This is a genomic window from Mesorhizobium sp. M7A.F.Ca.CA.002.04.1.1, from assembly GCF_004022805.1.
In the GTDB taxonomy this organism is placed as follows: Bacteria; Pseudomonadota; Alphaproteobacteria; order Rhizobiales; family Rhizobiaceae; genus Mesorhizobium; species Mesorhizobium ciceri.
In genome coordinates this window covers 1-24,732 of the sequence record NZ_RZPL01000010.1, presented here as the reverse complement: position 1 = coordinate 24,732, position 24,732 = coordinate 1, and the positions used below count along the sequence as shown (strand labels likewise).

The window sequence follows — 24,732 nt, the reverse complement described above, 5'->3', positions numbered from 1 at the left end:
GTCCCTCGAACAGTTCCTTCGGGCCGTGGCCGGCAACGCCGGCCAGCCCGAGACCCTCGTTGGCGGCGACGGTAAACGTCACGTCCTTGAGGACATCCTCGCCCCATTCGCCAACCGCCGACACCTTTTCGACCGAGAGGATTTCTCCCGCCGGCGTGACGGAATTGTCCCTGACGTTTTTCGTCACCTTGTGCCCGACCATGAGGGCGGTAATCGCCTCGGCTGTCGTATTGGCGGTGTCCACCGTAGCGACGACCTTGCCTTTGCGCAGGATGGTGACCCTTTCGGATTGCATCACCTCGCGCAGCTTGTGACTGATCAGGACAATCGACAATCCACGCTTGCGCATCCCATCAAGGATGACGAAGAGCTGGTCGGATTGCTGCGGCGTCAGGACCGCCGTCGGTTCGTCCAGGATCAGCAGCTCGGCACCGAAATAGAGTGCTTTGAGGATTTCCACCCATTGCTGTTCACCGACCGACAATTGCCAGATTTCGCGATCGAGGTCGATGTCGATGCCGCAGTCCCTGCAGAGGCCGAGAACCCTGCGGCGGGCATCGGCCTTCCTCCGCAGCAACCCGACATCGGCACTGCCGACGATGATGTTTTCGAGCACGGTGAAGTTCGACACCAGCACGAAATGCTGGTGAACCATGCCGATGCCTAACCGCAAGGCATCGGCGGGAGAGCTCAATTCCACCACCTCGCCCTTGAAGCGTATCTCGCCGCTATCGGCTTTGTAGTAGCCGTAGAGGCAGGACGACAGCGTCGACTTGCCTGCCCCGTTTTCACCGAAAAGGCAGTGGATCTCACCCTTGCGGATATCGAGATTAACCCCGTCATTGGCAATGACGCTGCCAAATCGCTTGGTAAGGTTCTGAACGTTCAGCAGGTCTTCCATTGGGTCGCACCGGGCTGCCTGGTTGATGTGTCTTACTTCACCTCGGCGGTGTTGAGCGGAACGACAAACTTGCCGGAAAGAATCTCCTGCCGCTTGGCAGATATTTCGCCCTTCACCGCCTGCGGGATCTTGCCGTCGAAATCATGATAGGGTGCGATGTCGGTGCCGCCTTCGGCCATCGAAAACCATTTCGGTTCGGCGTTGCCATTGAATTGCGCACCGGCCTTGTGTTTCAGCCATTCGCCGATGATCCAGTTGAGATCGGGCTTCCAGCTGATGATGGCGCTGGACGCAATGGCGTCGGGCGCGACCTTGCTCTGGTCGTTGATGTTGGCGAAGCACATGATCTTGTGCTCCTGGCAGGGCTTGAAATTGTCGGTCAGCATGAAAACGACGTCGGCGCCGGCCGCGATCTGCACATTGGCATGCTCAGCCGCCAGCGCATTGTCGGACCACGAGCCGATGAACGAAAGCCGATGCTGGATGTCCGGCCTGATCGACTTTGCACCCTCGAAGAACGCATTGATCTGGTCGTTGACGTCATTGGCTGGAAAGGTGCCGACGATGCCAACCATGCCTGTCTTGGTGGTATGGCCAGCCAGCATCCCAAGCAGGTAGGAAGGCTCATGCAGCCGCTTGTAGATCCAGTATTGATTTGGCCCGGCTGGGTGATTGCCGGAGCCGGTGACAACAAACATCAGGTCGGGGAACTCGACACTCAGCTTCTGGACCTGGTCCGAATAGGTGCCATGGCCCCAGATGATGTCGTATTCACCACTCTCTGCGTAGAAACGCATGGCGTTCTCAGCATCGTCTCCGTACAGCGGATCGGTATGTTCCCATGCAATCTCCAGCCCCTCGGGCCTTTCCTGTTTCAGTTGCTCAAGCGCGTCGAGCAGTGTCCGGTCCCAGCCGACGTCAGGCAGGTCCTGCAGGATAACAGCCAGTTTCAGCGTCTTTGGGACATCCGCGAATGAGCGTACAAGCCCCGACAGAAGCAGGGCGCCCGCCGTGCCCAGGATTGCCGTGCGTCGCGTAATGGTATTCGTCATCGCTTGATCCTCTCATTCCAGTCCGAGAACTGTCCAATGCCGCCCTGTCGTCATCCGGATGTTCTTGTCTTTTCCGGTTGCCTACTTGGAGGCGGCGATCGCCTGGACAACGTCCCCATGGCGTTGTTGGCAGCCGGTCTTCCGGCTTAGGTCCGAAACTTCCACGGCGAAGGTCGGCTAACAATGGCTGCGATTTCTTTCGCGCATATCCACAATTAATCATGTCCGAAAATGCGCCCATGACTAGAGCATAGTGCCGAAAAGTGTGAAGCGGTTTTCACGGACAAACGGAAACCGTTTGTCCAGACATCATGCTCTATCTCTTTGATCTAGAGGCGGATTCCGATTTCAGGTCGATTCGACCTGAAATAATCCGGCTCTAGTGTGCGCCGATACCGTTGCCGGCCACGACGCCATAACGCAGGCCCCTTTCGCGCAGCCAGCGGCGGTAGGCGGCCGACGCGGCGTCGGCGCGGATCGGCACCTCGGAACGGGAATCCAGCGGCAGCCTCTTCGGAACCTGATTCTCCAGGATCGGCTTGTCCTGACCCAGGATGGTCTGATGAAATCGCCTCCTCGACACAGGCGACGACATGCCAGTCGTTGAGCGCAACGGGATCGAGATGAGAGAAATTGCTCATGGTGCTGTCCAGCCTGGAATGTCTGTTGTCGGCGAACGGATCTGGCCAAGGCGCGACCGGCAACCAGGTTGCAAGACATCGGTCCGTTGCCTGACGCCGGATCAACCCTGATTGCCCGACAATTCATTTGTGCCTGGAAAACCGCCATGTCCGCTCTTGAGGAAAGCATATCGCCAGTTCACCCGCCCGGTTCTGGAGGCAATGCTTGCCTCGTCACCCGGAGGCACGTGGGCAACCATCAGGCGTTGCGCTTCTGCTCTCTGAGCTCGGTCGGTGAACAGTCGAACGCCAGCTTGACCTGCCGCGAGAAATGATAGGGGTTCTTGTAGCCGACCTGGTAGGCGATCTCGCTGATCGACAGTCCTGTCCGCTGCAGCAGATGCGTGCCGTAATCGAGGCGGCAACGCCACAGATATTTGGCCGGCGTCATGCCGAGATGTTTCTTGAACGCCGAGACCAGATATTGCGGACTGACGCGCACCTGCTGCGCCACCCGCTCGATCGACAGATCGGCGGCAAAGTTCTCTTCGAGGAAACGGCGTGCCTGCAGGATCGTCTGCGGGATCGGCCGCTCCGCCTCGATCACCTCGGCCTCGTAGATGAAGGCGTGGAGCAAGGCGTTGGTCAGCGACTCGCGAACACCACTGCGGCCGCCACGCTCGCCGAGGCCAAGATCAACACCCAACTGCATGAGGGTGTGGACCATCGGCGAGGCGACGATGAACGGCGCGAACTTCTCGCGCTCCTTGTACAGCCACGCCGCGTTCTGCGGCCGGCCATCGCACCAGCTGACATGGGTCAGCGTTTCCGGCGCCACCGACGTCATGTAGCGATCACGCGTGAGCGACAGAGCACATTGTCCTGCCTCCAGTTGCAGGACGCTGTCATCCGCCTCGAGCGTCAGGGATCCGACGTGGACAAGCATGAAGGCCAGATAGTCGCCACCGATCGGCCCGTAGTCGCCGCCATTCTCATAGGTTAGTTCGCCGAAGGTGTTCTCGCGGCTAAGGTCGATCGGTGGCAGGCGCATATCGGCTTCCCCCTGTCAGACTGCCGGTGCCATGCAAATGAAGTCGATCCGCGTTCCGGCTGCGTCTCCAATTGTCGAAGCTATGGCCTCGTGACGCAAGATACCGCCAATCAACCTGCTCATGGCGGCAGACCGATGCTTCCACGCGCACAGGCCCAGGCTAGCCGAGGCGATCCGCCAGGCCAGAGAGGCCGCCCTTGAACGCTCGCTGGTCAACGGCTTGTCGAGATCGACGTCGAGCCGCGCTGGCCAGTCGTCGTCACTCGGGTGGGATCACACTGGTGGACATAGCCGGAATGAAGGGCGCCTTGGTCAAAGGCGCCCTTCGCATCGGCGGCGCGCTTCGGTCCTGGAGGTACGGACTCAAGCATTTTGAGAGGAGCCACCCGATGAGCTCACTGGGCCGGCTTGCCCAGCGAGCATTCGTATATTTCGGCGAAGTGCTACAACAATCCGCTAGAAGTCGCGCTGGAAGCGGAGGAGGCCGCCGACGCTATTCTCTTTCGTAGCGCCGACCCAGTTACGGTTGTCAACCTGGCCAAACTTGCCATCGCGGTTATAGCCAACTCCGGCCGTGACCGTGAAGCCGGGGACGACATCGTAGGCAACGTTTGCCGCGACACCGTAATTCTTGTCATCGTCAGCGGAAACCTGGAGATTGAACGAGGTCTTCTCGTTGAACTTGTAGGTGCCGCCTCCCCAGACTGCCCAGTTGCCGCCCCACTGCTTATAGAAGTTGCGGTCGATGTTCTTGTCGGTGCCGTAGCCGGCCATCAAGAACAGAGACAGAGCGCTCGAAGCGTTCACGTCCAAGCGAACCTTGCCGGCATATTCTTCGAAGGTGCTGTCATAAGCAGCGACGCCCGTGATCGCGCCCCAGCCCTGCGTGTACTTCACGCCGCCGACGACATGCGGGACATAGCTGTCGATCGTGTCGTAACCCGAACTGATGTACGTGAAAGGCGGGACGCCGGTCGGGCCAGCGCTGCCGCTACCTTCTTCGAGGGAAACCACGCCCGACAAACCGTTGCCGAGGTCGAAGTAGTACTGGACGACGTTGCTGTCGAAGCCGCCATAGGGGACGATCGTGTCGTTGATGACGTTGCCGGCGTAACCGATGAAGGTGTCGAAGGCCGGGTCGTCCTTACCGACGCGCAGACCACCGAGCTGGATCCAGGCGAAGTTCAGCGTAATGCCCGTGTTGCGGGCCTGCCAGTTGTTGCGGCTGTCGTTGGTCGTGGCCTGGTTGGCATAGTCGCCGAAGCTGTTGCCGAAGTTGAAGCGGGTCTCGGTGTAGGTCTTCAACGTGCCGAGTTCGGTTTCCTGGCCGGTCCAGGTCTTCAGGTTGAAGCGGGCATTCTTCCAGTAGGTCGAGTGGTCGTCTTCGCCCATGCTGTCAGGAACGTGATTGACGCCATCGAACGAACCGGCATCACCCACGCCGACGTCGTAGCGGACATAGCCGCCGATGCGCAGGCAGGTTTCGGTGCCGGGGATGTAGAAGTAACCAGCGCCGTAGACGTCGCAGATCTTGACGTATTCAGCGGGTTCCGGCTCGGCAACAACGACGGCGTCGGCGGCGTGCGCACCGGAAACTGCGATCAGAGCCGCAGCTGAGCCGAAAAGAAGGCTCTTGATGTTCATTTTCCTCTCCATTCAAAAGATCAAAAAAAGCCAGGGTATCTTTCGAGGCTGGCAACCCGCTCCCCGGAAAACGCCGCACCCATGGATCCAAGCTCCTCCTGCCGTCCGCAGCCGAAGGCGCCACTTCCGTCAATCGACGGAAATTGCTTGCAAAATGGCTCGGACGACAAACTTGGCGGTGGATGTATGCGGTGATTTCGCGATGACGTTAGGACAGGCGCAACTCGTCACGAATGGCGCTGCTACGCAAAACCATATCTGTGGCTAATGCCCTGTCCGCGGCAGCCATGTATCTGCCTGTGGCGCGCTCCCCGGACGGTCAACCGGGTCTGGGCTCGTAGATCGGGAATGCCTCGCAAAGCTCCTCGACCGACCGCCGAGCCGCCTTCTCCTGTTCGGCGCCCCATTGCGTTCCGACCGCATCCAGCACGTCGGCTATGAGATTGCCGACACGGGCAAACTCGCCCTCGCCGAAACCGCGCGTGGTGGCGGCCGGTGTGCCCAGCCGTATACCGGAGGTGACGGCAGGCGGCGCCGGATCGAAAGGAATGCCGTTCTTGTTGCAGGTCAGCCCTGCCCTGCCCAACGCCTCCTCCGCGTCCTTGCCGGACAGGCCCTTGCCGCGCAGGTCGACCAGCAGCAGATGCGTATCGGTTCCGCCGGAGACAATGTCGAATCCGCGCTCGCCAAGCGTCGCGGCCAGCTTTCTGGCATTCGCCACCATCTGCCGGGCATAGGTCTTGAACCCGTCCTCCAAGGCTTCACCCAGGGCAACGGCCTTGGCAGCAATGACATGCATCAGCGGGCCTCCCTGCAGGCCAGGGAACACCGCCGAATTCAGCTTCTTGGCGATGTCCTGGTTGTTGGTCAGGATCATACCGCCGCGCGGGCCGCGCAGCGTCTTGTGCGTCGTGGTGGTGACGATATCGGCGACCTCGACCGGGTTGGGATGCACGCCGCCGGCGACCAGGCCGGCGAAATGCGCCATGTCGACCATCATCAGCGCGCCGACGGCATCGGCGATCGCCCGGATGCGCTTGAAGTCGATGATGCGCGGATAGGCCGATCCACCCGCGATAATCAGCTTTGGCCGTGTTTCCCGCGCCTTGGCCTCCAGCTCCTCATAGTCGATAAGGCAGTCGCTCTGGCGCACGCCGTATTGCACGGCGTTGAACCATTTTCCCGACAGTGTCGGCCGGGCACCGTGCGTCAGATGCCCGCCGGCGGCGAGCGACAGACCCATGAAGGTGTCGCCCGGCTTCAGCATGGCGAGCATCACCGCGCCGTTGGCCTGGGCGCCGGAATGCGGCTGCACATTGGCGTGCGCCGCGCCAAACAGCCGGCAGGCCCTGTCGATGGCAGCCGCTTCGGCCAGATCGACATATTGGCAGCCGCCGTAGTAGCGGTGCCCCGGATAGCCCTCGGCATATTTGTTGGTCATCACCGAGCCTTGTGCCTCCAGCACAGCCGGCGAAACGATATTTTCGGATGCGATCAGCTCGATTTCGGACCGCTGCCGGCCCATCTCGCGTGCAATCGCATCGGCGACCACCGCATCCTGGAGCTTGAGGTTCCTCTGGAAAAAGCCGGTCATTCTGCTCGTCTCCTGGCGGCAAAAGGCGGACACGGTTTTCGGCGTCGCCATGCCTGGTGTTGGAACTGAAACGGGGAGCTAGTTCACTGCGTCAGGCGGGGTGCGGCCTTCGAAGAAGGCCGACAGATTGTCGATCACCCGCATGCCCATTGCGATGCGCGTTTCGCTGGTGGCGCTACCCAGATGGGGCAGCAGCACGACATCTTCACGCTCCGTCAAGGCGCGCGGCACGGACGGCTCCGTCTCGAACACGTCGAGCCCGGCACCAGTAATCCGACGCTCACGCAGCGCCTGGACCAGTGCGTCCTCATCCACCACATCGCCACGCGCGGTGTTGATCAGGAAGGCTGATTTCTTCATGCGGGCAAGACGGCGTTCGTTGATGAGGCGGGTGTTTTCGCCACCGCCCGGACAATGCAGCGACACGAAATCCGAGGCCGCCAGCACCTCGTCCACAGTCGCCAGCTGCCGCGCCGGCATGCCGGGGTGGGGAACCGGCCGGCTGTCGAAGAAGACGACCTCCATGCCGAAGCCGAAGTGACAGCGCCTGGCCATGGCCTGGCCGATCCTTCCCATGCCGATGATGCCGACGGTCTTGCCGCTGACCTGGGTGCCGCAGAGATGCGTCGGCCGCCAGCCGGTCCATTTGCCGGAGCGCAGCTCGCGCTCGCCCTCTCCGGCACGGCGCGCGCACATCAAAAGCAGCGTCATGGCGAGATCGGCGGTGGCATCGGTCAACACGGCGGGCGTGTTGGTGACGATCAGCCCTGCTGCGCTGGCGGCGGCAATGTCGATGTGGTTGAAGCCGACACCGAAATTGCCAAGTATTCTTGCCCTGACCCCGCCTGCAAAGAGATCCGCGCCAAGCCGATCGGTTACGGTCGGCAGCACGGCATCGGCAAGCAGCAGGGCCTGGCGAAGCTCTTGTTGCTCATAGGGCCGATCGGCTTCATTCAGCGTGACATCGAAATGGTCGCCAAGGCGCTGTTCGACCTCATGCGGCCAGCGCCGGGTAACGATTACCTTCGGTTTGCTCATGGCTACGATCCTCTCAAGCCGCGCGTTCGTGCCGCGGCTGCAAGGTCCGGCCGATCTCGGCGCGGTACCATTCCTGCGCAGCGGCAACACCGGAGCCGGCCTCGATTCGGGCTCCGGCGTCGCGTAACGACATTTCCGCCGAGGCCAGGGCGGCGAGGCACATGACCTCGTTGAGGTCGCCGAGATGGCCGATGCGGAACACGCGGCCAGCCACCTTGCTGAGGCCCGCGCCGAAGGATGTGCGATATCTGGAATATCCGTTGGCGATGACCTGTCTGGCATCGACATCCTCGGGGACGACGATCGCCGAAACCGTATCCGACCACCATTTTTCCTCGTTGGCGCAGAGCTTTAGTCCCCACGCATGCACGCCGCGGCGCACACCTTCGGCGAGCCGGTGGTGCCGGGCAAAAATCTGCTCCAGTCCCTCGGCAAAGATAAGGTCGAGGCTGGCTCTCAGGCCAAGCAGCAACTGCGTTGGCGGCGTATAGGGGAAGAAGCCGGTCTTGGACGAAGCCTGCATATCCTCGAAGCTGAAATAGCAACGCTCCATGCGCGACTGCTTGTGCGCTTCCAGACCCTTGGCGCTCACCGCCAGGATGCCGAGACCGGCAGGCAGCATCAGCCCTTTCTGCGAACCGGTGATGGCGAGGTCGACGCCCCATTCGTCCATCCGGAAATCGATCGAGCCGATCGAACTGACGCCGTCGACGAACAGCAGCGCATCGTGAGCCGTTTCGTCGAGCGCGGCACGCACGCCGGCGACGTCGGACGTCACGCCGGTCGCGGTCTCGTTGTGGGTGGCGAATACCGCCTTGATCTTGCTGCCCTTGTCGTCGCCCAGCCGTTGCCGATAGGCGTCGAGCGGAACCCCCTCACCCCATTCGACATCGATGCAATCGACCTCAAGTCCAAGGCGCTCGGCCATGTCGACCCACAGGTGCGAGAACTGGCCGAAGCGCGACATCAGCACCCGGTCGCCGCGGCTGAGCGTGTTGGAGATTGCCGCTTCCCAGGCGCCGGTGCCTGAGCCCGGAAAGATGAAGACGCTGCCGGTTTCGGTCTTGAAGATCTGCTTCAGGTCGCGAAACAAGGGCAGCACCAGTTCCGGAAAATCCGGTGCGCGCATATCCTGCATCGGCACGTTCATGGCCCGCCGCACAGCGTCGGGAATGTTGGTCGGACCCGGGATAAAGAGATGCGCCGTTCCATTTTTCATGATCTGGTTCTCCTGTTGATATGAGCATCGCCACACACGGGTCGGTGTTGCCGCCTTACGCGAACACAACCGTTTTTCGTCCGTTGATCATCACGCGGGCTTCGAGGTGCCGTTTGATCGCACGCGCCAGAACGCGGCTTTCGATGTCACGGCCGGCCGCGATAAAATCCTCGACGCTCATGGAATGCGTTACCCGCTCGGTTTCCTGCTCGATGATCGGCCCCTCGTCGAGTTGGGCGGTCACATAGTGAGCCGTGGCGCCGATCAGCTTCACTCCGTGCTCGAAAGCCTGGTGATACGGCCGCGCGCCCTTGAAGCTTGGCAGGAACGAATGGTGGATGTTGATGACCTTGCCGAACAGGCGCCCCGCGAGGTCGTCGGAATACACTTGCATGTAGCGAGCCAGGACGACGAGGTCGGCGCCGACGTCCTCGATCACCGCCAGTATCCGGCCTTCCTGTTCCTGCTTGTTCTCCTTCGAGATGGGCAAGACGTGGTAGGGAATGCCAGCCCATGCCGCAGTTTCGCGGCTGTCTTCGTGGTTGGAGATGATCGCTGCGACCTCGGCTTCGAGCCAGCCAACACGGATCTGGTAGATGAGGTGAAGCAATGCATGGTCAAACTTCGAGACCATGATGACGATTTTCGGCCGACGGCTCCGCTCAAGCAGGCGGCTGCTCAGGCCGAAGCGATCCACCACAGGCGCAAGTCCCTTGGTGATGGCATCGGCAGACACCCAGGCGGGCGCCGAAAAGGCAATGCGCATGAAGAAACGGTTCGAGGCCCTGTCCCAATGCTGGCTGCTTTCAGCAATGTTCGTGCCAAGGTTGGCGAGTTCGGTCGTCACTGCCGCTACGATCCCGGCCTGGTCTTCGCAGGACAGCGTCAGAATGAACGACAGTCGAAGCGCTGCACAATTCATCGTTCGTTGACCCGCGGCCAGCACGCCTCGCGATAATCGGCGAACCAGGCAAGCGTCTTTTCCCATCCGCCGAATGGGAAGAAATGGAGGTGTAGTGGCGCGGTCGGCGCCGGGTAGCTTGCCGCCATGGTTTGTAAGATCTCGGCTGGGTTCCGGTCGGCCACGATGTTGAAGAGGCCGCTGGCGGAACGCCGCAGCGCCGCGATCGAAGGGCCGACACCGCACATCATGGCGAACCGGATGAGTTTGGTAAGGCTGGTCACACCGGCCAGACCAACATGAACCGGCAGCCCGGGATGCGCCGTATGCAGACTGCTCGCCCAGGCGGCGATCATGTCGCCATCGAAGGCGAATTGCGATACGACCCTGGCTTCCAGCGACCGCTCGGCACAGATGTCGAGCTTGCGCCGCAATGCGTCCGTCAGCACGGCTTCGACGATGCTTGGATGCCCTTCCGGATAGCCGGCAACGAAGGCGGTTCGTATCGCACTGTCTTTGACCACGGGATGGGCGAGCAACTGGGTTGCCTCTCCCAACGGCCCCGGAAAGAGAGCCGGATTGCCGCCAAGAAAGAGCGCTTCGCTTATCCCGTTTCGACTGTGGGCGGTGACAAGATCGACATAGTCCTGCTCCGAATTGAAGTTCCGCGCGCCCAGATGTGGCACCGGCACAAAGCCCAACTCCTTGATCCGGCGCGCTGCTTCGATTTGCAAAGCCTCGGGCTTGCCGGGAAGGTGAGTAAGAAAGACGCGCGAGCCAAGCGGGAAGCAGTCGGCTGGTGGCGCAAAGGTGCGTGCCTGCGCCGGTGCCAGTTCGATCGACACCTCCGCGTCGAACACAAATGTAGCCGAACCTCGCGTCTGGATAAGCTCTTGGCGCATGTCGTTCATGATCTTTCCAGGTCTCTCCCGACCAGCTTCACGATTTCGCGGCACCGTAGGCCGCGGCAATGGGAGCCGGGCAGACCAGCTGCCCGGCTTGTCGTCACGGGAGGATGCAACGACAGGACTCTCAGTTCTGAAACAGCGTTTCGCTACCCGTTGGCGGCGCGTTTGAGCGACAGGAACGGCAGCCCCACGACACGCGCCCTGACATCGGCCGCCACGCCATCCTTGTTCCACTTCAGCGTGAGCTCGGTGCCGGTCTCGGCGGCCTCACGCCGCAGATGGCCGAAGCCGATCATCCTGCCGGTCGAAGGTGACCAGGCGACGCTGCTGGCGTGCCCAACTTCCTTCCCGCCGCGAAAGGCTTTCAGCGGATACCACTGCACGCGCCGCAGATTTCCGGGCGCATTGCTCTCAAGCCCCTTGCCGTCGAGGGCTTGCGACCAGTCGATGTCGAGCCCGACGAGCTGGCGATGGTCACCCGTGTTCGACATGCGCTGCAGCGCCGCCTTGCCGATGAAATCGGCCTTGCGAAAGTCGACCAGCCGGCCCAGGCCGAGGTCGAAGGGCGACGCACGATACTTTCCAGCTGCCTGAATGCTGGCGCCGCCATGGTCTGGGCCGGCACTTGTATAGTCGTAGCCAACGATCAGCAGCCCGGCTTCGAGACGTGCTATGTCGAGCGCCCAGGCGCCGGCAGGAAGGATGCCAAAAGGCTTGCCTGCCGCCTCGACCGCGTCCCACACGGCGGCGCCGTCATCCGCCTTGACCCACAATTCATAGCCATGCTCGCCGGTAAAACCCTGGCGCAGGATCTCGACCCGTCTGCCGGCAATTGTGACGATGGCCAAGCGAGAGAACGGCAATTCCTGCACGGACTGGGTGACAGCCTCCAGCACTTCGCGGGAACGCGGTCCCTGCAAGGTGAGGATGCCGTAGCTATCGGATATGTCGGTGACACGGACGTCGAGGCCTTCGGCATGCTGCTTCCACCAGGAAAGGCCGGGATCGGCGGAAACGCGGAAGGTGGTTTCGTCCATGCGGAAAACCAGACCGTCGCCGACGACATGGCCGTTCTCGTCGCACCACGGTGCATAGTAGATCTGGCCGACCTGCAGCTTCTTGATGTCGCGCGGGATGAGCGCATCCATCATCCTCTCGGCATCCGGACCGGCAATGACATATTTCGACAGTGGTGACATGTCGCCCATGGCCACCCTGTTGCGGATAGCCGCCAGTTCCTCGACCATATCGGAGTAGCAATCGACGACCATGTTCCTGTCCCAGCGCATCCAGAGTGCGTTCTGGTTCAGTGGCGCCGTCCGTTCGACGAAGGGCGTGCCGCGAAAGGCGACATGGGCATCTGCCACCACGCTCAGGCCGGACGTGAATTTGATGTCGTTCATTCCAGGTCTCCTCCCAGTCGCAAGGCACTTTGCTGCGACATTCGACGACAACGGGTGAAGAACAGCGCACCTCGCGCCATGGAAACGAAACCATCCAAGCGCAGACCGCAGGGACGGCTTCCTGCGAGCAGCAACCCGCTCAGTCAGATGTCTCTTGCCTCATCCGTATCTTGGGTGAGACTTTCACTTCGCAGCGTTTTTCGGAATGCCCCCGGTTGCCGACGGCATACCCGCAGTTCAACCTGAATATTTGAAGCCGCCGTCGGATTGCTTTCGCTGTCAGCCTTCACCGGCAAATGCTCGCTTGCGGTCGACCAGGTAACGCCGTCTCACCGCACAAGCTCGGCCCGTTCAGCCGTAGCATCGAAGCCTGAATTGGCAGCTCGACGCGTGGGGGGAAAGGCGGTAGCGCGCTGGCGCTAGCAAATTTCTCACCCAGGAGTGCGGTGAGACGTCCGGCGATTTCGACTTCGATTCCGCGGATCCACGTGCAATCGAAACGCTGGCATTTCAACCAAGTCCAGCATCGCCTCCGCAGAATCGTCAGCCGGCCTGCTACGCTGCGAGGGAGCCCGCCGGTCCGTCGTAGATTATAGCAATATGTATATTAGCTATTCCTTGACAATCGATGTGGGCTCTGGTTTCCTGATTTTACGGGTATTTAACCAAGTTCGTTGCGTTTTTTACGGACGGTGTTCGCATGTCAACAGTGGTTGTCGCGGACCCGCGGGGGGTATATCTCGCCGGTCTGGAATGGGTGTTGCAGAAGGCTGGACACGATGTTGTCGCCCAGTGTCGCCGCCCTGTGGACGTTCTCGCTCATGTGGAGCGCCATCAGCCTGATATGGTCATCGTAGGCGTGGATCTCGCGGATCAGCAGACATCAGGTCTTTCCTCACGGCTGAAGGCCGGCAACAGCGCTCTCGGCATCATCTTCATCGTGCAGCCAACCGGCAGGCTCGATGTCAGGGAAATACAGACGCTCGACGTCGATGGCCTGTTTCTGGACGGCATCAGCCACCGCTTTCTCATCGAATGCGTGAATGCGGTGGCGGCGGGCAAGAAGTGGATCGACAACAAGATCGTCCAGCAGCTGCTGATGCCCGGCTCGCAGCCGCAGCCAATGTCCCGGCTGACCGGGCGGGAGACCGAAATCGCCGATCTCGTCTCGCGCGGGCTGCGCAACAAGACCATCGCGCAGCGGCTGCATTTATCCGAAGGCACGGTGAAGATGCACCTGCATCACGTCTACGAGAAGTTGCACCTAGGCGGCCGGGCGGAACTGGCCTGGATGACGCACGGCAAAGCCGCCGAGCGTCCGGGAATGGGCCGAACCGGCCTGCTCTGAACACTCTCCACTCGCACCGACATTGTACGCACGGCAACGGCCGCAGAGCCGTCTGGCGGCATCTGGCGCGTGCCTGCGCGACCTCCCCGCAGCGCCCGTCAACCTGACCTATCGAAGGATATATATCGTTCGATCAGGTGCGGACATTGACCGCAATACTATCGAAGCGGGAATGGACGCGCCCTCTGCGCCGGCGGCACAATGAAATTGGAGGGGCGCATTTCAGTATGCGACCGGCTGCACCGGGGTAGGTGCATTTCCGGCATTAGGGGCTGCATCCCTTTTCCAGAGAGAATTTTGAACCAAGGAGAATCTCCATGGCACTCGACATCTTGACCCAGGACATCGTCCTCGACGAGACCACCGGATTTACGGACGATGATATCAATCCGGCCATTCCGCCTTACGATACCAACCCCACGGTGCAATATCTCCTAAGTCTCGACGATCCGGGTGGGCTGACCTCGCCGGAGGTCGCCTTCCAGGCCAACTTCGTCGTGGCCTCGGCGAGTGCGGGAGAAACCATCACCTCGGTCGTTCTCTCCCAGAATCTCACCGGAACCCCGTTTTCCACCACCGTCGGCGTCAACAGCGGCATTCAGACGGTCGATGGCAATTATGTCTGGCTGTTCAAAGACGCAGACCCGCCCCATGCAAACGTCGTAATCGGTGTCATCGGCACCTCTGACCCGTCGGCCGCACCGGCCGCAACCGGCCCGCTCGCTTTCTCGTTTGGGCTGGTCAGCACCAGCGCCACCAATGCGGACCTGTACACGGTCGAGTATGTGCCGTTGCTCAATCCGGACGCGACCAATCCGGACGATCGTATCGGTTTGACCAACAAGGTGTTCGCGTCGGTCACCGGCACCTCCGTGGCTAGTTTTCTGGGCTCAGCCGCCGCGCCCGGCAACAATGATTTCTATCTGATCAATTCGGCCAATGACGCTTCCAAGCAGCTGCTGGTAATCGGTTTGAACGGTGGCAGTGCCAACGTCAGCGAACAGGGCTTCGGCATCAACAACCAGAGCATCAATCCGAACGAAACGCTGCAGGTCGATTTTGTCACCGGCGGTACCCTGAACGCAGGGAGTGCGTCGCAAATCCAGTACGGCAACCACATCGAGACCATCACGCAGGCCGGGTTCACGATCAGCCAGATCACACCTTCCACTCCGACTGCGCGTGTGGACGTCACCGTCAGCGCCTTCAACAATACGGGCAACGACCAAGGCACGAACTTCTTTGACGGCACCACGACCAGCCCCGTGGATATCACCGGCATCAAGTTGACGGGTACATCGGGGTTTGCGTCCGTCATCACTGTCGATGGCACCTATGCGACCGGCAGCGGCAACATCACCGTCACCGGGCTCAGCGGGACCGGAAACGCCGTCACCATCACCGGGCTCGACAACACCACCACCGTCGATATCACCACCGGCAGCCCAATGGATCGGCTGACGGTCAAAGGGGTCGATGCAAACGAGGGGTGCGACATCTCCGAGTTCCATTTCTCGGCGACGAGCACCAACGCCTATAGCGAAGAGGTCGGCTCCCACATCAACTTCAAGGATGATGGCCCGAGCATCTCGACCACCGGCGCCGAGCCGACGCTGACCGTCGACGAGTCGGTTCTTACCACCAACGACACGCAGAGCTTTGCCGCCAACTTCAGTTCGGGCTTCGGCGCCGACGGGGCCGGCACGCTGACCTACGCACTGGGCGTCGTGGCAGGCCCTTCGGGTCTGATCGACACGGCGACCGGCCAGGCGGTCATCCTCTCGCTCAATGGCAGCGTCGTCGAAGGCCACACCATCGGCTCCAACGACCTCGTATTCACCGTCTCCGTCAGCGCCGCCGGCGCCGTAACCCTCGACCAGCTCCGGGCGGTGGTCCATGCCGACGCCAGCAACCCCGACGACAGCACCAGCCTGGCCGCCGACAATCTGGTCACGCTCACCGCGACCGTCACCGACAAGGATGGCGACCACCTGTCGGCCAGCCTCGACATCGGCCAGAACCTCAACTTCAAGGATGATGGCCCGAGCATCTCGACCACCGGCACCGAGCCGACGCTGACCGTCGACGAGTCCAACTTGGGTGCCAACAGTGCGGATTTCGCGACCGTTTTCACCCCAAACGCCGGCGCGGATAGTGACGCTATCAGCTATGCGCTCGGCATCAATCAGGTTACGAACGTTAGCGGCCTCACTGACACCTTGACCGGCCTGTCCGTCCTGCTTTTCGTCGAAGGCGGCGAGGTGGTCGGTCGTGCCGGTTCAGCCGCTGGCGATATTGTGTTCACGGTGAGCGTGGCTGTTGACGGGACCGTGACGCTCGATCAGGCACGTGCCGTCATACACTCGCCCGACACCGGACCGGATCAGCAAACATCGCTGGCAGCCGATGATCTCGTAACCTTGACGGCGATCATCACCGACGGTGACGGCGACCAGGCCTCGGACAGTGTCAACATCGGTACAAGCCTCGTCTTCAAGGATGATGCGCCGACGATCACAGTGCCGTTCGACGGTGACCAGAACGCCGGCAACGGTATCGGGACCCCCGAGACTCTGGCCAACACACTCAACGCGTCGGCCACCGGAGCCTTCGGGTACGACATCGGCGCGGATGCTCATCCGGCCGCGTTCTATGCGAGTGGTTCTGACTTTGTCGACCAGAATGGCGCGCTTGCCGGCGTCCAGATCGGGCTCACCGGCACGATCACCGGCGGCGGCGGTGGTAACATTCTCACCTCGGAGGTGACGCTGGCGTCGGAGAGCCTTACCTCCGCGACGTTCAACTTCACTTTCACCTACGACAAGGATCCGGCGGCTGGCACCCAGACCGGGACGGCGGGCGGCACCCTCGTCTTCGACAAGATTGCCGATACTTATACCATCCACCTGACCGACCCTCTCGAAGGCTTCAGCTTCGACGTTATCCACACCAGCCAACTCTTGTCCAAGGAGCCCCTCGGCAATACGGGCCACCCACAGATCGTGCTGGAAAAATTGCAGGCTGATGATCCGAATACGCCGGCTAACGAAAACTTCTACGTGCAGTTCACGGGCAACTTGATCAACAAAGCCAACCCGTTCAGCTTGACAGCCAATGGCGAGGGGTCATCCGGCGACGCCACCTTCACCCTAGGTGGTCACGAGATGGTGAGCAACGCCAATGAAAGCTGGGTATCCGCGACGCAGAGCACCAACGGTGTCGCCGGTGACACGATCCAGAAAGGCGAACTGCTCACATTGCGGTTCTTCGACAGCAACGTCGGTATCAACAGTCAGAACGAGGCTACCCAGCCGACAGCGACCGCCGGCACCATGGCCATCAAGTTCGATGGCATCGGCAACAGCGAGGATCTGATGCTGATCCTCAACCTGATCGACGACAAGGGCACGGCGTCGACGCTCGACGATGTCTCGATTACGAGGGCGATGTACGTGCAGAATGCCGACATCTTCAAGATGGGTCACGTCCCGGCCCCGTACAGCGGCGAGTTCACGCTCGACAACAATGACGGCCTCGTGATCATCGAGCAGAACGACTACAACGCGGCCGGCGAGCACTTCGTGTTGCAGGGTGTCCAGATCATGCAGTCGGGCAACGGCATCACCGGCAACAACACGGCAATCAACCTGAACCCGACGACCGGCGCCGGTGGCGGCAGCGATGCGACCACCAACCTGGTGAATTTCGACCCCACCGACAACGACGTGCTGAAGATCACGGACATCGGCTTCACCTCGACCTCGACCCAGACGCCGGATGCCCACCTCGACTTCGCCTTCAAAGTGGCGGACGCGGACGCGGACCAGACAGCGATGCAGCACATACTTGTCGACGTCGCCTGACACTGGCCAACGGGGGGCAGCCAATGCTGCCCCCAACCTTCCCGCACGAGATGTCATCCCGCACACCAGAGAAATAACGATGAAAACCAAACAACAGCCCCCTGCCCTGCAGGTGGTGATGAAAGAGGCCAGACGTGCCATCCGGCCGCTTGTCTGGTTCAGCGGCGGCATCAACGTGCTGATGCTGACCGGAGCGCTCTACATGCTCCAAGTCTACCACCGCGTGTTGTCCAGCCACAGCCTGGAGACGCTGGTGATGCTGTCGCTGATGGCGGCAGGGGCGCTCGCGGCAATGGCGGGGCTTGAGGTGGTGCGCGGGCGCCTGCTGGCTACCGTCGGATCGTGGATGAACGCGCGATTGGCACCGGTTCTCCTGACCGCATCGGTGGAATATGCCGCCTCGGCGCCAGGCCAAGCCAACGCCCGTCCGCTGCGCGACCTGGATCAAGTGCGCAACTTCTTCACCAGCCCCAGCATCTTCCCGATCCTCGACGCGCCTTGGGCACCGTTGTTCTTCGTTGCCATATTCTTCATGCACCCATGGCTGGGCTGGTTGGCGCTTTGCGGCGGGATCGTGCTGTTTGCTTTGGCGCTGCTCAACGAATACCTCACACGCAAGCCGTTGACCGAGGCCGCAAGCGCACAGTCGCGGGCCTATGTGCAAGCCGAGGCGGCGATCCGCAACGCCGAGGTCGTCCAGGCGATGGGCATGTTGAAGCCATTGCTGGAAGGCTGGAAGGCCCAACAGGACGAGGCCAACAAGGGACAGGTTCTTGCCGCCAACCGTGGCGGCGTCATCGCGGCTATCGCGCGTTGTCACCGGCTGGCCCTGCAAATGGCCATACTCGGCCTCGGCGCCTATCTGGTTCTTCGCAACGAGGCTTCACCCGGCATCATGATCTCCGCCTCGATCCTGATGGGTCGCGCCTTGTCACCGGTCGAGCAAGCGATCGGCACATGGAAGGCGACGGTGGGAGCGCGTGCCGCTTACAAACGCCTCACCGCGGTCGCCGGACAGCACCGGGAAGCCACACCGGTCCTGCCACTGCCCCGTCCGAAAGGCAGGTTTGAGGCCGACAACCTTGTGCTTGCCCGACAGGGTGGCGAGCACATCCTGAAAGGCATCAGCTTCCGTCTCGAGCCGGGTGAAGCGATGGCCCTGATCGGTCCGAGCGGGGCCGGCAAGACGAGCCTGGCGCGCATACTTGCCGGTGCCTGGCGCCCGTCGGGGGGGCGTGCCTTGCTGGACGGAACGGATGTTGCCCAATGGGCGGCGGAAGACCGTGGCCGTTATGTCGGCTATTTGCCGCAGGACATCGAACTCTTCGCCGGCACCGTATCCGACAACATCGCCCGCTTTGCGACGGTCAATCCGGCGGTCTTCCAGCACGTGATCAAGGCAGCGCAGTTGGCCGGCGTCCACGAACTCATCAAGGGGCTGCCGAAGGCCTACGGCACCGAGATCGGCGAGGCGGGTGCGATACTGTCGGGCGGGCAGCGCCAACGCATCGGGCTGGCGCGGGCACTCTACGGCGACCCCACGCTGCTTATCCTCGACGAACCCAATTCCAACCTCGACAGGGAGGGCGAGGAGGCATTGATTGCCGCTCTCGGCGTGGCCAAGGCGACGAACACAACCGTTATCCTGATCGCGCACCGCGCCAACATCTTGGAGAAGGTAGACAAGATACTGGTCCTCAACAGGGGTCAGCAAGATCTCTTCGGGCCGCGCGACCATGTCTTCAACGAACTCGCCAGCCGCGTCAGCAAGGTGGCCCATCTGCCCAAGGCTGCCCAGTTGCCTGCCCTCGAAGTGGTCAAGGAAACCAAAGAGGTCAAGGAAGCATGAGCCGCCCCCCGGAATTGAACGTCGTGCCGCTGCCCCTTCCGCCGCCCTCCCTGCTGCAACCGATGCCGCTGCGTCTCACAGGCGTGACCTGCACCGGGTTCGCGATCATGTTCCTGTTCTTCGGCGTCGCGGGAGGTTGGGCGGCCCTGGCACCGTTGGACAGCGCCGCTGTGGCGCCGGGCGTTATCAAGGTCGCCGGCGACCGCAAGCTGATCCAGCACCTCGAGGGCGGCATCATCGCGGAGTTGAACGCAGCCAACGGTGATGTCGTCAAGGCCGGCAAGATCCTCGTCCGGCTCGACGACACGCAGGCAAAGGCGCAGCTCGACCTGATCCAGAACCGGATAGCAACGCGTGAGGCGCTGGCCGCGCGTCTCAGGGCCGAGCGTGACGGCAGGGCCGAGATCGAGTTCGATCCGGCGTTGCTCGCCAACCCCGCCACCGCCGCAAAGGACGCGGTGTCCGCACAGCGCGACGTGTTCGCGGCGAAACACCACAATCTGGCGGACGAGCAGGAAATCCTCAGCCAGCGCCGCCACCAGACCGAGGAGGAGATAAAGGGACTGGAAGAGCTTATCGTCACCAAGGACAAACAGATCGAGGCGATCGAGGGTGAAACCAAAGACCTCGAGAGTCTGCTCAAGAAGGGGCTGACCACCCGCGAGCGGAACCTGTTGCTCAGACGACAGCAGCAGGAGATCGAGGGCGAGCGCGCCACCAATATCGCCGCAATCGCCCGCGCCAGAAGCGCCATGGCCGAGATCGACATGCAGATCCTGAACCTCGATACGGTGCGGCTCAACGAGTCCGTCGATGAGTTGAGCAAGGTCGAGGCGGAACTGTTCGACCTGAGACAGGAGGAGCGTGCCGCCAGGGACGTGCTTACCCGTACCGATGTCGTCGCACCGGTTGACGGCATCGTCATGGATCTGAAGGTCCACACCGCGGGCGGTGTCGTGAAACCCGGCGATACATTGATGACGATCGTACCGCTCGGACAACAACTCGTGGTCGAAGCCATGGTCAAACCGGAGGATGTCGAGACGATCGCACCCGGACAGCCCGCGCGTGTCAGCTTCCCGGCCTTCGCCCGCTACAACCTGCCGCCGCTCGAGGGTGTCGTGGAGATCGTGTCGGCTGACCGCATGGTTGAGGAGCGCAGCGGCGCACCGTATTTCGCCGCGACGGTTGTGATCGACAAAAGCGAACTCGGCAAGCTGGAGGGCCGCAAGCTGCTGCCCGGCATGTCGAGCGAGACGATGATCCGGACGGGGGCTCGCACCGTTCTCTCTTATCTCGCCGAGCCGATCACGCAGAACTTCCGCCGGGCCATGCGGGAAAAATAGCCGTACGCCGCCCAGCGAAATTCAAGACAGCAGCATTCGCCCGGCCGTGATCGCCAGGAAGAATGCAAAGGCAAGTTTCAGGTAGCGCGGGTTGAGCGCGTGGGCGAGCCTTGCGCCCAAGGGTGCGAACAGGAAGCTCACGGGCGCTATGATGGCAACCGCCGGCAGGCTGACGTAACCCAGGCTGAGCGGAGGCCTGCCTGCAATTGCGAGACCCGACCAGATGAAGCCGGCCACTGCCGGAAGCGCAATAAGCAGGCCAAGCGCCGACGATGTGCCGACGGCCCGGTGCACAGGAAAGGAAAAGCTGGAAAGCGTCGGCACCGAGAGCGTGCCGCCACCGATTCCCATGAGCGAAGAGACAAAGCCGATGACAGAGGCGATCGCGCGGTTGATCCAGCCGCTTTGCGGCAGGTGATCGGAGATCACGAAGTGCTTCGGCAACGCCATGTTGAGGGCCACCAGCAGGCCGACGACGCCGAAAACCAGCCGCAAGCCGGCGCCCGGGATGAACTTCGACGTGATGCCACCGATCAGGGCACTCACGAAAACGGCCGGTCCCCACAGAGTGAGCAGAGGCCGATCGACATTGCCGCGCCTGTTGTGCGACCGCATTGACGAGATCGAGGTGGGGATGATGACCGCAAGCGACGTCGCGACAGCCAGATGGCTGATCACAGCAGGCGAAAAGTGGAACAGGCTAAGCACCCAGAACAGCACCGGGACGATGACGATGCCGCCGCCGACCCCCAGCAGACCGGCGAGCACGCCGGAGGCCATTCCGGTCATGGCCAGACCGGCGACCAGCATTGCAATCGTCAGCCCGTCGAAAACCGACGTGTCGAATCCGAAGTCCACTGTGATTTTTCCTTGATTGGCCGACTGCGGCCTTGCGGATACATTTTTGGCCGCGCCTGTCCGCCCGTCGCGACCTGGGTGCAGATCGCCCGAAAGCGTACAGGGGTTTGGGGTGCGGAATGCTTTAGTGGCGCACCATCCCGGCGTCGACATTGAGCGTCTGGCCGGTGATCCAGCGCGCATCGTCGGAGGCCAGGAACGAGACCACATCGGCGATATGTTCCGGCTGCCCCTTGCCTTTCATCGCCTGAAGCATCTCGACGAAGCCGAACGCCTCATTGTGCGGGCTCGCCTTGACGCCGTCGCTCTCGACCAGGCCGGGCGTCACCGCATTGGCGGTGATGTTGTATTTGCCGAGTTCGGTGGCGAGCGCCCTGGTGAAGCCTATGACGCCACCCTTGGCTGCGACATAGGCCGCCATGTTCGGCGTGCCGGCAAAGAAGGTGTTGGATGCGATGCTGATCACCCGCCCAGCTTTGCCTGCCGCACGCATCTGGTCCGTGCCGGCGCGGCTGACGATGAAGGTGCCTGTCAAATTGACGTCGATGATCTTGCGCCAATGGTCGAGATCGACATCGTCCCAGGCGACGAACGGCACGATGCTGGCATTGTTGACCAGGATGTCGATGCCCCCGGTCAGGGTCTGGATTTCGGCGAAGAGTGCCTTGACGGAGGCCGGATCGGAAATGTCGGCGGCAATCGCCCTCGCCCTTCCGCCTATTGCCGCGGCCGCCGCCTTGGCGCCTTTGGCATTGATGTCGCTGACGATGACGATTGCCCCGTCGGCGGCGAGCCGCGCGGCGATCGCCTTGCCGATACCCTGCGCAGCGCCCGTAACCAGGGCCGTCTTCCCCGCAAGCCGTTCAGTCATGAAAATGCTCCCTCAATCCGTGGTGATATCTGTTCAGGCGTCGGCGTCGATCACGGCCAGCGCCGCGTCGATACCCCTGCCGATCGCCAGTTTCTGGCCGGCCGCGTTCATGGCGCCGCCAAGTGCCGTCAGCGCCGCGATCGCATAGATCGGCTGGGCGGTCGGACCCATATGGCCGATGCGCGTCAGCTTGCCCAAGGTCTCGCCGCGGCCAGACGAAAACACCACCCCGTAACGGGCGCGGGCAGCCTGGCGAAGCGCCTTCTCGTCGACACCTTCGGGCGTGCGGACAGCGGTCGTGGTCGGCGACGCGATGCTGTCGCTGGCCGCCCAGATCGACAGGCCCATCGCAGCAATGCCCGCGCGCATGGCCTTGGCGGTGAGCGCGTGGCGCGCCCATACCGCCTCCGGCCCCTCATTGAGATAGAGGTCGAGCGCGACATCGAGCCCGTTGATCTCCGAGACCGACGGCGTGAACGGAAACGGCTTATCCCGCGACCACGCATGCTCCCAATCGACGATGCTCAGCATCGACGCGCGGGGGGCTGCCTCGTTGCTCTTCATCTTGGCCCAGGCCCGCTCGCTGACGCCCATCATCGTCAGGCCGGGAGGCGCGCCCAGGCATTTGTTCGGGCCGGTGACATAGATATCGGCCTTGCAGTCCTCCGGGTGCGTCTGCATGCCGCCAAAGGACGAGACGGCGTCGACGATGAGATAGCCGCCATGCGCTGAGACCAGCGCGCCGATGGCGTCGATCGGATTGATGGTGCCGGACGGCGTGTCGTGGTGGCAGACGGAAACGACGGTGATCTCCGGGTGCGCCTTCAGCATTGCCTCGACCGCCTGCGGATCTATCGCCTCGTTGTAGGGCACCTCGATCTCGAGCAGATGTGGCGAATAGCGCTTCGCCCAATAGCCGAACCCCTTGCCGTAAACGCCGGAGGCAAGGTTGAGCACGACATCGTCCGGCGTGATCAGCGAGGCCGCGGCGGCCTCCAGGCCAAGCACCGGCTCGCCATGCAGGATGACCGGCTTGTTCGACAGCCGCATCGCCTTTTGCGCCTTGTCGACCACACCCTCATAGAAAAGCTGGAACGCCGGGTCGTAGTCGTAGAGCACCGTGCGGCCGAGACCGCGCAGCACTTCGGCATAGGCGTTCACCGGTCCCGCGGTCAGGGTGATGACCGGATCGGCGTGTTCGAGATAGCGCATCGTCTTGTCTCCGGATTGGCGGCGGTCAGCCGTAGAATTGCGTGCCGGTCTTGTAGGTCTTGAAGTTGTCCATGTCGTGCGAGTACATCAGCTCGGCGCCATGGTCTTCGGCGAGTTTCTTCACCTTGCGCATCGAATTGACGCCCGCCACCGGATCGATGTGGAAGGCCGCCTGGCACAGCGTCTCGAGGCTCTTCTGCGTATAGGCCGCATCGATCGTGAACATGATCGGCTTGCGCTTGGGGAACTCGACCAGCAGGCTGTAATGGCCGATCGAATGGCCGGGCGTCGAGATCAGCCGGACGCCCCTGGCAAGCTCGACGTCGCCATCAATGCCTTCAAAGGTCGAATTCGCCCGTGTCGTTCCCGCAAGCAATTGCCCGGTCGCGCCACGCGCTTCGGCAGCCTCCGCCGAAAAACTCAGATCGGAATAGCCGAGATGCTCGAAAGGTTCGGGATTGCAGGCCTGCGGCACCTCGGTCCGGTGGCAGATCTTCTTGGCGTGCGGAAAATACTTGTTGCCGCCGCAATGATCGAAGTGGAAATGCGAATTGACGACGACGTCGATGTCCTTCGGTTCGAGGCCGAGCAGCGCCAGGGCGCCTGGGATGGTCTGGTGCTTTTCCTGGATCGGCTTTTCGAACGGCAGCACCTTCATCACGTGATCGTAGTCGTAGCCGGTGTCGATGAGGAACCGGCCCTCGGCATGTTCGATCAGGATCGAATAGACCGGGAAGCGCACTTCGCCGCCAGGGCCGCGGTTCCAGAACACATGATATCCGTCGAGAACGAGCGAGCCGCCGTCGAGCAGGTAGACCTTGGTATCCGACATTCTTGCCTCCTTTATTGGCGCGGGTCCCGTCCGCGCATGAATTGTCCTCAGCGCGCGCCGCGCTCATATGGAATGCCGAGCGCCGCCGGCAGGCTGGCGCGCCGGCCGAACAGCACCAGCATGATCATCACCGCCAGGAACGGCAGCATCTGGATGATGTCGGTCGGTATGTTGATGCCGGCCACTTGCATGGCCGTCGTCAGCGACAGGCAGACACCGAAC

At 62.0% G+C, this 24,732-nt stretch carries 18 protein-coding genes and 1 pseudogene; 4 read left to right on the top strand and 15 right to left on the bottom strand.

Annotation, left to right across the window (positions count from 1 at the left end):
* The 11 genes and pseudogenes from ENZ75_RS01285 to ENZ75_RS01235 form a co-directional block, all read right to left on the bottom strand.
* On the bottom strand, positions 1-901 hold a 901-nt coding region (locus ENZ75_RS01285; protein WP_128277867.1), incomplete at its 3' end, for an ATP-binding cassette domain-containing protein.
* 32 nt (positions 902-933) lie between these two features.
* Positions 934-1,953, bottom strand: coding sequence for a BMP family protein (locus tag ENZ75_RS01280; protein ID WP_013529887.1), 1,020 nt, complete (start codon positions 1,951-1,953; stop codon positions 934-936).
* A gap of 379 nt (positions 1,954-2,332) precedes the next feature.
* Positions 2,333-2,524, bottom strand: a pseudogene (locus tag ENZ75_RS01275) (aromatic ring-hydroxylating dioxygenase subunit alpha); the annotation flags it as partial.
* 308 nt (positions 2,525-2,832) lie between these two features.
* Positions 2,833-3,624: an AraC family transcriptional regulator gene (locus ENZ75_RS01270; RefSeq protein WP_013529886.1), complete on the bottom strand. Its 792-nt coding sequence runs from the start codon at positions 3,622-3,624 to the stop codon at positions 2,833-2,835.
* A gap of 456 nt (positions 3,625-4,080) precedes the next feature.
* Positions 4,081-5,268 carry a porin gene (locus tag ENZ75_RS01265; RefSeq protein WP_128277866.1) on the bottom strand — a complete coding sequence of 396 codons (1,188 nt, stop codon included), beginning with the start codon at positions 5,266-5,268 and terminating at the stop codon, positions 4,081-4,083.
* 319 nt (positions 5,269-5,587) lie between these two features.
* On the bottom strand, positions 5,588-6,862 hold the full coding sequence (gene glyA, locus ENZ75_RS01260) for a serine hydroxymethyltransferase (protein ID WP_013529884.1): 1,275 nt from the start codon (positions 6,860-6,862) through the stop codon (positions 5,588-5,590).
* A gap of 78 nt (positions 6,863-6,940) precedes the next feature.
* Positions 6,941-7,900, bottom strand: coding sequence for a D-glycerate dehydrogenase (locus ENZ75_RS01255; protein ID WP_063168885.1), 960 nt, complete (start codon positions 7,898-7,900; stop codon positions 6,941-6,943).
* Positions 7,901-7,913: 13 nt separating this feature from the next.
* Positions 7,914-9,119, bottom strand: a complete 1,206-nt coding sequence (locus tag ENZ75_RS01250; protein ID WP_063168886.1) for an aminotransferase class V-fold PLP-dependent enzyme — start codon at positions 9,117-9,119, stop codon at positions 7,914-7,916.
* A gap of 55 nt (positions 9,120-9,174) precedes the next feature.
* The gene (gene purU / locus ENZ75_RS01245) at positions 9,175-10,041 is read right to left on the bottom strand and encodes a formyltetrahydrofolate deformylase (protein WP_013529881.1); all 867 of its coding nucleotides are present in this window, start codon (positions 10,039-10,041) and stop codon (positions 9,175-9,177) included.
* Positions 10,038-10,931 (bottom strand): methylenetetrahydrofolate reductase, encoded by an 894-nt coding sequence (locus ENZ75_RS01240; protein ID WP_013529880.1) that lies wholly within the window; start codon positions 10,929-10,931, stop codon positions 10,038-10,040. Before ENZ75_RS01240 ends, purU begins: the two co-directional genes overlap by 4 nt.
* Before the next feature lie 143 nt (positions 10,932-11,074).
* Positions 11,075-12,331: an aminomethyltransferase family protein gene (locus tag ENZ75_RS01235; protein ID WP_013529879.1), complete on the bottom strand. Its 1,257-nt coding sequence runs from the start codon at positions 12,329-12,331 to the stop codon at positions 11,075-11,077.
* Between the two features lie 805 nt (positions 12,332-13,136).
* Between ENZ75_RS01235 and ENZ75_RS01230 the strand changes: the two genes are divergently transcribed.
* The 4 genes from ENZ75_RS01230 to ENZ75_RS01215 all read left to right on the top strand — a co-directional run bounded on the left by ENZ75_RS01230 (position 13,137) and on the right by ENZ75_RS01215 (position 20,737).
* Complete coding sequence (locus ENZ75_RS01230; protein ID WP_245481120.1) at positions 13,137-13,679, top strand: response regulator transcription factor; 543 nt, start codon at positions 13,137-13,139, stop codon at positions 13,677-13,679.
* 317 nt (positions 13,680-13,996) lie between these two features.
* On the top strand, positions 13,997-17,542 hold the full coding sequence (locus ENZ75_RS01225) for a DUF5801 repeats-in-toxin domain-containing protein (RefSeq protein ID WP_128277865.1): 3,546 nt from the start codon (positions 13,997-13,999) through the stop codon (positions 17,540-17,542).
* A 79-nt stretch (positions 17,543-17,621) separates the two neighbouring features.
* Positions 17,622-19,391, top strand: coding sequence for a type I secretion system permease/ATPase (locus ENZ75_RS01220; RefSeq protein WP_063168888.1), 1,770 nt, complete (start codon positions 17,622-17,624; stop codon positions 19,389-19,391).
* Positions 19,388-20,737, top strand: coding sequence for an HlyD family type I secretion periplasmic adaptor subunit (locus ENZ75_RS01215; RefSeq protein WP_013529875.1), 1,350 nt, complete (start codon positions 19,388-19,390; stop codon positions 20,735-20,737). Before ENZ75_RS01220 ends, ENZ75_RS01215 begins: the two co-directional genes overlap by 4 nt.
* 21 nt (positions 20,738-20,758) lie before the next feature.
* On the opposite strand, the gene ENZ75_RS01210 is transcribed toward ENZ75_RS01215, so the two are convergent.
* The 4 genes from ENZ75_RS01210 to ENZ75_RS01195 all read right to left on the bottom strand — a co-directional run bounded on the left by ENZ75_RS01210 (position 20,759) and on the right by ENZ75_RS01195 (position 24,510).
* Positions 20,759-21,595: a sulfite exporter TauE/SafE family protein gene (locus ENZ75_RS01210; protein ID WP_082826541.1), complete on the bottom strand. Its 837-nt coding sequence runs from the start codon at positions 21,593-21,595 to the stop codon at positions 20,759-20,761.
* A gap of 124 nt (positions 21,596-21,719) precedes the next feature.
* On the bottom strand, positions 21,720-22,466 hold the full coding sequence (locus ENZ75_RS01205; RefSeq protein ID WP_063168889.1) for an SDR family NAD(P)-dependent oxidoreductase: 747 nt from the start codon (positions 22,464-22,466) through the stop codon (positions 21,720-21,722).
* Positions 22,467-22,499: 33 nt separating this feature from the next.
* Positions 22,500-23,678 (bottom strand): alanine--glyoxylate aminotransferase family protein, encoded by a 1,179-nt coding sequence (locus ENZ75_RS01200; RefSeq protein ID WP_063168890.1) that lies wholly within the window; start codon positions 23,676-23,678, stop codon positions 22,500-22,502.
* Between the two features lie 25 nt (positions 23,679-23,703).
* Complete coding sequence (locus ENZ75_RS01195) at positions 23,704-24,510, bottom strand: 4-pyridoxolactonase (RefSeq protein WP_013529871.1); 807 nt, start codon at positions 24,508-24,510, stop codon at positions 23,704-23,706.
* Between the last annotated feature and the right edge of the window lie 222 nt (positions 24,511-24,732).